The 6,344-nt window shown below is 60.7% G+C and carries 7 protein-coding genes and 3 pseudogenes; 3 read left to right on the plus strand and 7 right to left on the minus strand.

Translation table 11 applies throughout. The features are described from left to right. Nucleotides 1-291: 291 nt before the first annotated feature. Nucleotides 292-546 carry a hypothetical protein gene (locus ABIB51_RS16535; protein ID WP_354189918.1) on the plus strand — a complete coding sequence of 85 codons (255 nt, stop codon included), beginning with the start codon at nt 292-294 and terminating at the stop codon, nt 544-546. A 614-nt stretch (nt 547-1,160) separates the two neighbouring features. Here ABIB51_RS16535 and ABIB51_RS16540 read toward each other — a convergent pair. After that, a pseudogene (locus ABIB51_RS16540) lies at nt 1,161-1,331 on the minus strand (transposase); the annotation flags it as partial. On the opposite strand from ABIB51_RS16540, the pseudogene ABIB51_RS16545 reads away from it, so the two are divergent. Beyond that, a pseudogene (locus ABIB51_RS16545) lies at nt 1,329-1,559 on the plus strand (transposase); the annotation flags it as partial. The pseudogenes ABIB51_RS16540 and ABIB51_RS16545 overlap by 3 nt on opposite strands. A gap of 774 nt (nt 1,560-2,333) precedes the next feature. Here ABIB51_RS16545 and ABIB51_RS16550 read toward each other — a convergent pair. The 5 genes and pseudogenes from ABIB51_RS16550 to ABIB51_RS16570 form a co-directional block, all read right to left on the minus strand. Next, nucleotides 2,334-3,008, minus strand: a complete 675-nt coding sequence (locus ABIB51_RS16550) for a ScbR family autoregulator-binding transcription factor (protein ID WP_354189920.1) — start codon at nt 3,006-3,008, stop codon at nt 2,334-2,336. 190 nt (nt 3,009-3,198) lie between these two features. After that, nucleotides 3,199-3,434: pseudogene (locus tag ABIB51_RS16555) on the minus strand (IS3 family transposase); the annotation flags it as partial. 20 nt (nt 3,435-3,454) lie between these two features. Continuing rightward, nucleotides 3,455-3,943 carry a mycothiol transferase gene (locus ABIB51_RS16560; RefSeq protein ID WP_354189936.1) on the minus strand — a complete coding sequence of 163 codons (489 nt, stop codon included), beginning with the start codon at nt 3,941-3,943 and terminating at the stop codon, nt 3,455-3,457. A gap of 226 nt (nt 3,944-4,169) precedes the next feature. Further along, a complete protein-coding gene (locus ABIB51_RS16565) occupies nt 4,170-4,559 on the minus strand; it encodes a hypothetical protein (RefSeq protein ID WP_354189938.1) in 390 nt (129 codons plus the stop codon). After that, nucleotides 4,460-4,993 carry a maltokinase N-terminal cap-like domain-containing protein gene (locus ABIB51_RS16570; protein ID WP_354189922.1) on the minus strand — a complete coding sequence of 178 codons (534 nt, stop codon included), beginning with the start codon at nt 4,991-4,993 and terminating at the stop codon, nt 4,460-4,462. The genes ABIB51_RS16565 and ABIB51_RS16570 overlap by 100 nt, the downstream gene beginning before the upstream one ends. Here ABIB51_RS16570 and ABIB51_RS16575 point away from each other — a divergent pair. Continuing rightward, entirely contained in the window at nt 4,983-5,426 is a 444-nt protein-coding gene (locus ABIB51_RS16575; RefSeq protein ID WP_354189924.1) for a GNAT family N-acetyltransferase, read from the plus strand. The genes ABIB51_RS16570 and ABIB51_RS16575 overlap by 11 nt on opposite strands. Nucleotides 5,427-5,631: 205 nt before the next feature. On the opposite strand, the gene ABIB51_RS16580 is transcribed toward ABIB51_RS16575, so the two are convergent. Beyond that, complete coding sequence (locus ABIB51_RS16580) at nt 5,632-6,183, minus strand: pyridoxamine 5'-phosphate oxidase family protein (protein WP_354189926.1); 552 nt, start codon at nt 6,181-6,183, stop codon at nt 5,632-5,634. Between the last annotated feature and the right edge of the window lie 161 nt (nt 6,184-6,344).

The following is a 6,344-nucleotide window of genomic DNA, read 5'->3' on the forward strand; positions in this document are numbered from 1 at the left end:
GCCCTCCGCTGTTGCGGGCCTATCCCGATTGCCGGACGTCCGATAAGCCTTAATGTGTTGCCCCGGACCCTGGCAGCGCCCCAGCCGGCGCCCCCACCAGGAGTTCATCACACCGATGCGAGGCCGCCCGTTTATCAATCCGCATCCAAGAGCACCGATCTGCGACCCGGGCCCGCTGCGGTCGACCCTGGACCCGCCCGGCCGGAGCAGGAGCCAGAGCTTCGTGGCCAAGGGCCGGACAGCACCCGGCGCGGCGGCGCGATAACCGACGCCATGTGGACGGATCAGCTGTTGGCTGAGATCGAGTTCCTTGTTGCCGAGCTGCAAGGCAAAGTGATCCGCTATGCGTTGTTCCGCTCCTCCGAGAAGTTCTCACACCCCGGCGGCATATCCGCGGATTGGATGCCCGAAGCCTTGGAGGACATTGCAGCGACGGCCCTGGACATTGAACTCGCCTCGCGGGAAGGACTTCTCCGGATGATGGCAGTCCATGAAAGGGACTTGATTATAGACGTCATAGAACCGCGCCTCCCGAAGCGCTGTTAGCTGAGACAACGTCCATTGTGGCCCTGCCGGAGCTGCCGGTCACCCCCCCCAATGGTGATCGGTAGCCTCGGAATAAGGGATTCCTCCGAACCGGCGGACGTGGCTTCGCTACGAAGTTTCGCGGAAGAATGGTATGGGCGGTGTCGGAGCCTGCGAAGCCGGAGTGCTTAAACGCGGGTCCTCGCAAACAGAGCGCCATCGAATCAGGAAATGCAATTTAAACTCCGGCGCCCGCCGGGGTGAGGTACCGGCGGGCTATTGAGTTGTGTATTCGGTTATCTTTAACCGCGCATCGTGTCTTTGGCCTCAACCTCAGTTTTTGTGCACGGTCCGGGCAGGGAAAGGGATCCCTCCTATAGTCAGTCCTCGGTTACTGGCCATAAATACTTCAACCCGTAGTGGGATATTAGACACCCAAGCTTTGGAAAACCTTGGGCACTGCCGTTGGCGTCAGGCTGGTACTTGGCCCTGGTGGTTGGGCAGCCTGCGGATGCGGGTCCATTTCACAATCCACGCGGCGACTCAGCGTTGGGAAATGGGTTTATGAAAACTCCTTTATGATCCTTTCATCTGTGCCTCACTTTGGTCGTCCGTGCTTATGCGGCCCTTCGCATTTAGGCATGGTTGAGGGTGTTCTTTCGGTAGGGGCGGTGGCCGCCGGCGGCGAGTAGGCATCTGAGCCGGTAGTTGGTGAAGTTGCGGAAGCCGCGGGCGATCCGGCGGGTGGTTTCGATGACGCCGTTGATGGCTTCGGTGGGCCCGTTGGAGGCGCCGTTGGTGTCGAACCGCACTCACCCTGGCAGCGCGGCACCAACGAGAATACCAACGGACTCCTACGCCAGTACTTCCCCAAGGGCACCGACCTGTCCGTGCACTCACCCGAGCGGCTGCTCGAAGTCGCAGCCGAACTCAACGACCGACCCCGCAAGACCCTGGGCGGCATCACCCCCGCCCAAGCCATGGAACGGCTACTATTTGAACCAGAAAAACCCGCCGTTGCAACGACCGCCTGAATTCGCCGATCCTTTACCGGACACTTTCACTCCGCAGCTCAGGAACGGACCAATCTTATTTCTGGCAGCTCGCTCCAGTCGGGCGGCAAGAGCTTCCGCGCCCCATCCGGAGTGAATCCTGACTTGAGGTAAAAGGCCCTGGCACGTGGCCGGGCACGAATTCGCCAGGAAATTCAACAGGCCTACGCCGCCGCCCACGCCTAGCGAGATGCCCTGGGCCAGCCTCAGAACCCATGCTGAGCCGAGCTTAGGTATGCGCTGAGCTCGCCTTCCCCAGAGGGGCCCATCTGTGAGCGGACATGGAAGCGCCCCGATGCTCTTGGGGGATGCATCGGGGCGCGAATCAGAATCGTATTCTGAGGAATTCATCAAGTCAAACCGGCGACTGTGGAGAGCATCGCCGCCGTCAGTGGCCCCTACCTGTGCAACAGGATACGGACCTGGAGTCCGAAAGAACCCCTTTGCCACGGAAAGTGATGCACGCCCGGACAAGGCAGAGACGTTTTGCCGAGCTGTCCTGGTGGTCCCGGCCGGAAATCAAGGGATCGCCGTGGCGGATGCTCTCGTGGAAGAGGGCCGGGCCCGCGGGGAGCTCCAATCCCGGCGTTCTGTGCAGGCGCCCCCCAAATATGTGCGCCGTCACAGCCGCTCATCGAGCGGAGGTCCCAATGGATCTGTGACAAGAGTAAATGATGACTACCGCATAAACAAGACGGTCATCCGGTTTAAGTTTGGGGGAGGGAGCCGGAGGAGGGCGTTGGCCGGACGAGCCGGTCAGGGCGCCGGTACGGTAGGACTCTGAGCCGGGCTGGGGATTGCGGCGGAAATTAGTCGGGAGAGGGCCCGGGGGTCCTCGTGAAAATTCTCATGCATGATCCCAGGCAGCAGGATCCCCCACATCTCTTCGATCCGTTGCATGACGTCCGCGCGGCCGGTCAGCACGCCGGAGACCATCTGAACTCCGGTGAAGGAGGCAACAATGTATCGGGCGAATGCTGCGGCATCGACGGAGAGCCTGATCTGCAATTCCGTCTTGGCCCGCTCGGTCAGCTGCTCCATGACGGCGATCCAGTCCTCGTAAGGGCCGCGTACGGGTGGACCAAATGCCGTCGCTTCGAACGTCAAGCGGATGCCTGCTCTGACAACTGGCTCGTGCAGGAGCTGGAGGCCGAAAGCGCGGCACAGGATGATCATGGCCGTCAGGCCTGGCCGATCCTCGTTAAGGATGCTTTCGCTTTCGGCCAGGACGATCCGATGCTGGTCCTCGATGACAGCCCGGGCGAGATCTTCCTTGGACTGGAAGTGGAAATAGAGTGCGCCCTTGGTCACCCCGGCCGCTTCAGACACCTGGGTCAGGCTGGCACTCCCGTAGCCGTGCTCCTCAAAGACTGCAGCGGCTCCGATGATGATAGCCCCACGGGTGGCTTTCGCCCGATTCTGAAGGACCATCTAACCTCAACTCTTGGACGTGAAACCCGGGAATATCAACCGCCTGCTGCGCGCGACGGGAACTGCTGCGGCCGCGTGCCGGTGTTTCCGTGATGGCATAAAGATGTGCGGCACGCTGACACTCCGGATACTTCAACCGCGCACTGATCCGTCGGAGGCTGATGACTCCTTTGATCCTAACAAGACGGTCCTGCTTGCTGAACTTCATCACCCTGCAGGTCACCGCCACGGGGATTCTGTCGGCGGCAAGATCCGTGACCAGCGGGTACCTAATTTTGGGTTGATGTCCCTCGCCAGATAGGCAGCGGCACGGCGCAGAATCTCATTCTCCTGCTCCAATAAGCGGTTGCGCTTCCTCAGCTCCCGCATCTCGGCCGACTACGCCGCTGCCCGGCCGGCCCCGGCTTCCTTGCGCTCGGCGATGGCACGGTTGGCGTGTAACGCCGCTATCGGTGCTGGTGAGTGTCGGTTGCGCGCGGTTGGGTCTTGCCCCCGTAACCGCGTGCAACCGACTCTAGGTGATCGCAGTACTCGTGCCACCACGCCGGGTCCACGGCTGCCATATTGTCGTTGCCGTCCCGGTGTCCGACGCTGCCGTCGGACAACTCACGCACGATGTCTGCATGACCGGCATGCCGATGCGTTTCGGCAGTCACGTGGACCAATATGCGGGCGAAGCTGACCGGGTTGCTCGCCTCACGCCACCACGGCACGTAGCCGGAAGCATCAAGCGGCAGCAGGGAAATTGTTGCGTCGGCATGTGCCCACACCCGTTGATATAGGCCGACGATCGCGTCGCGGGACTCCTCAGACCGCGCCCACATGTCCTCATTCGGCTCGGCATTGGGCGAAAGCCATTTTAATTCCTCAGCGAAGGGTCGGTTGAAGACTACGCCGAAGTACTCGGCTTCGACCCCGGCTAGGTGCTTGACCAGCCCGGTGGGGGTTCGTGCCGGTCGGCGTCAAGGGGCGGCGTAGATCGTACTCAGACAGGCCCTCGAGCTTCCACACAATCGCATTACGGCCATCCTGCAAATACCGGCGCAACTCCGCCTTGGCAACATCACTCATGTGTGTCAGCTTGTAGCGGTTGACGGCCGATGGCAAGCCAACATGAACCCGGTGTCAGGAAGGGAACCTTGGGCGAGCGCCATGGGTTTGTCAGACTCGAACCACGGAAGCGAGTTGCACCGGGATGGTCTGCTCATCCCACGTGGCTGTCAGGAGCCTCTGCCCAAAAGGCTCGCTGATTAGATCGAGTACCCGACTAACCGACAGGTCCACTTCCCCTGCATGGATGGTTGTTACTCCGTCCACAATATCGGGAACTGCCGAGCAGATGATGGGAATGCTGGTCTCTGGCGTTCCCGTGCTCTGCAGGTGTACGGACTCAGGAATTAATTCAAGCCGCCCGTCGACCTCGAAGGATTGGTCGGCCTGTGGCTGTCCGGTCAGGATGGTGGCGGCCAAGGCGGACGCATAGACGCGATCACCAGCGGCATCGTAAACCCATCTCTTTCCGAGAAACGATCCATAGTGCCAATCAGGCACGGGTCGGCACCTTGAAGAGGGGAGTCTCTGTACGTCATCGGAACCTGAAAAACTGCGCTCTCACTTGCAACGATAAGTGTTTCGATGCCGGCCTCACCGTCGGGATCATCAAAACGGAAGGAGCCGACACGCCCTAGGTTCGTTGGACCGTTCTCCTTGAACCACGGTTGGTTGGGCAGCCAGCGTTTGAGGAGTTTCATTTTCGACGGAATCAACGTAGCTCTGTGAACGACTGCCATGACGCCTAGCCTAAGACCAGACGACACTTGTGCCGTTGGCTCCATATGCCACCTTGTCGACTGTCGCTCTCTTGCGGGTTGCCTCTGATTGACTAGTCGTGTGATCAGGGAAGCGCGGGGAGAAGACCTCCCGAGGATACGGGACATCGAAGTCGCGGCCGGCGAAGCATTTCGAACTATCAACATGGCAGCCATCGCTAACGACTCGCCACCGGACTTGGATGACCTGGCCGCGTACCAGCGAGAGGGCAGGGCATGGGTCGCCACAGACTCGGGCGATGAACCGGTCGCTTACATTTTGGTTGAAGACGTTGATCGGCGCGCCCACATCGAGCAGGTGACCGTCCACCCTCTGTACGCCCGCCAGGGTCTTGGTCGGTCACTCATCGAAGAAGTGGCTCGCTGGGCTGTGGCACGAGGACTCGAAGGAATGACGTTGACGACCTTTGAAGAAGTTCCCTGGAACGCCCCTTATTACACGCGCTTAGGATTCGTGCGGGTGCCCGAATGCCAGTGGTCGCAGGGTGTGCGTCGGATCGTGCAAGTAGAAAGTGCACATGGTTTGGATGCCTGGCCGCGCGTCGTCATGAAAAAGATGTTGACGAGAGCGGAGCCGAGTGTCGCGTAAGCCGGTAGATCAGCGTGCCGCGGGAGCCTGCTGACATGTTCCGCGCAGTTGCTGGCCTAGGCCATGCATGTGACTTTCAGCGATAAATGGCGGCGTTTTCACAGCGTTATTTGGCGCACGGAGCTGTCCGCAAGGGGATCCCGAAGCGACCACGTCCTTTTCGAGACCGGGGCCGGTCGCGAGAGACTCACCTCCCGAGTGTCAACTATGCCTCTGCGGGGAACCCGGGTAGACCGTCGATGCTCCACGCGTTCCTCTCGGCGCGGTACTCGGCCATGCCGTCCGCGCCCTTCTTCTCGGCCTGCAAGCGAAGAAGGTCACGCTCGCCGGTCATTTCCATGACGGGGACGCCCCAGCCACACGAGTCGCTGATGCGGGTGACGTCTACCGTGATGACCGCTCGGGTACTTGGGTGCTCGGGGTGAAGTGCCACTACTTCTTTGAATGTTGCCTCACCCGGAAGGAACACTGAGCCTCGGCCGTGCAGTCGAACGATGCGGGGCCGGCTACCGAACGAATTGAACATGATGCACACGCGGCCGTTTTCTCGGATGTGTGCGATTGTCTCGACGCCGCTGCCGGTGTAGTCAATCCAGCCGACTCGGTGGGCGCCCAGGACAGAGAACGAGTCGTGGCCGCGGGGGGACATATTCACATGCCCGTCTGCTCCAAGCGGCGCGGTTGCGACGAACCACATGGGCTGTTCCTCGATCCACGCTTGGAGGTTCTTGTCGATGGAATCGAAGATTTTGGCCACGGTCAAAGCATAGTCCGTCGGATCGGGCCCTCCGATTCCGTCCGACAGGGATCCCTCACCGAGCACTGAGCTGCTGCGGGGATTTCGGACAGCGGATTGAGTGGATTCTTCTACGCTGCCAGGGCTGGCTGTTGATAACCAGAGTGGACTTCGTTGGGCCG

It is taken from the genome of Arthrobacter sp. UYCu712, assembly GCF_040547005.1.
Taxonomy (GTDB): Bacteria; Actinomycetota; Actinomycetes; order Actinomycetales; family Micrococcaceae; genus Arthrobacter.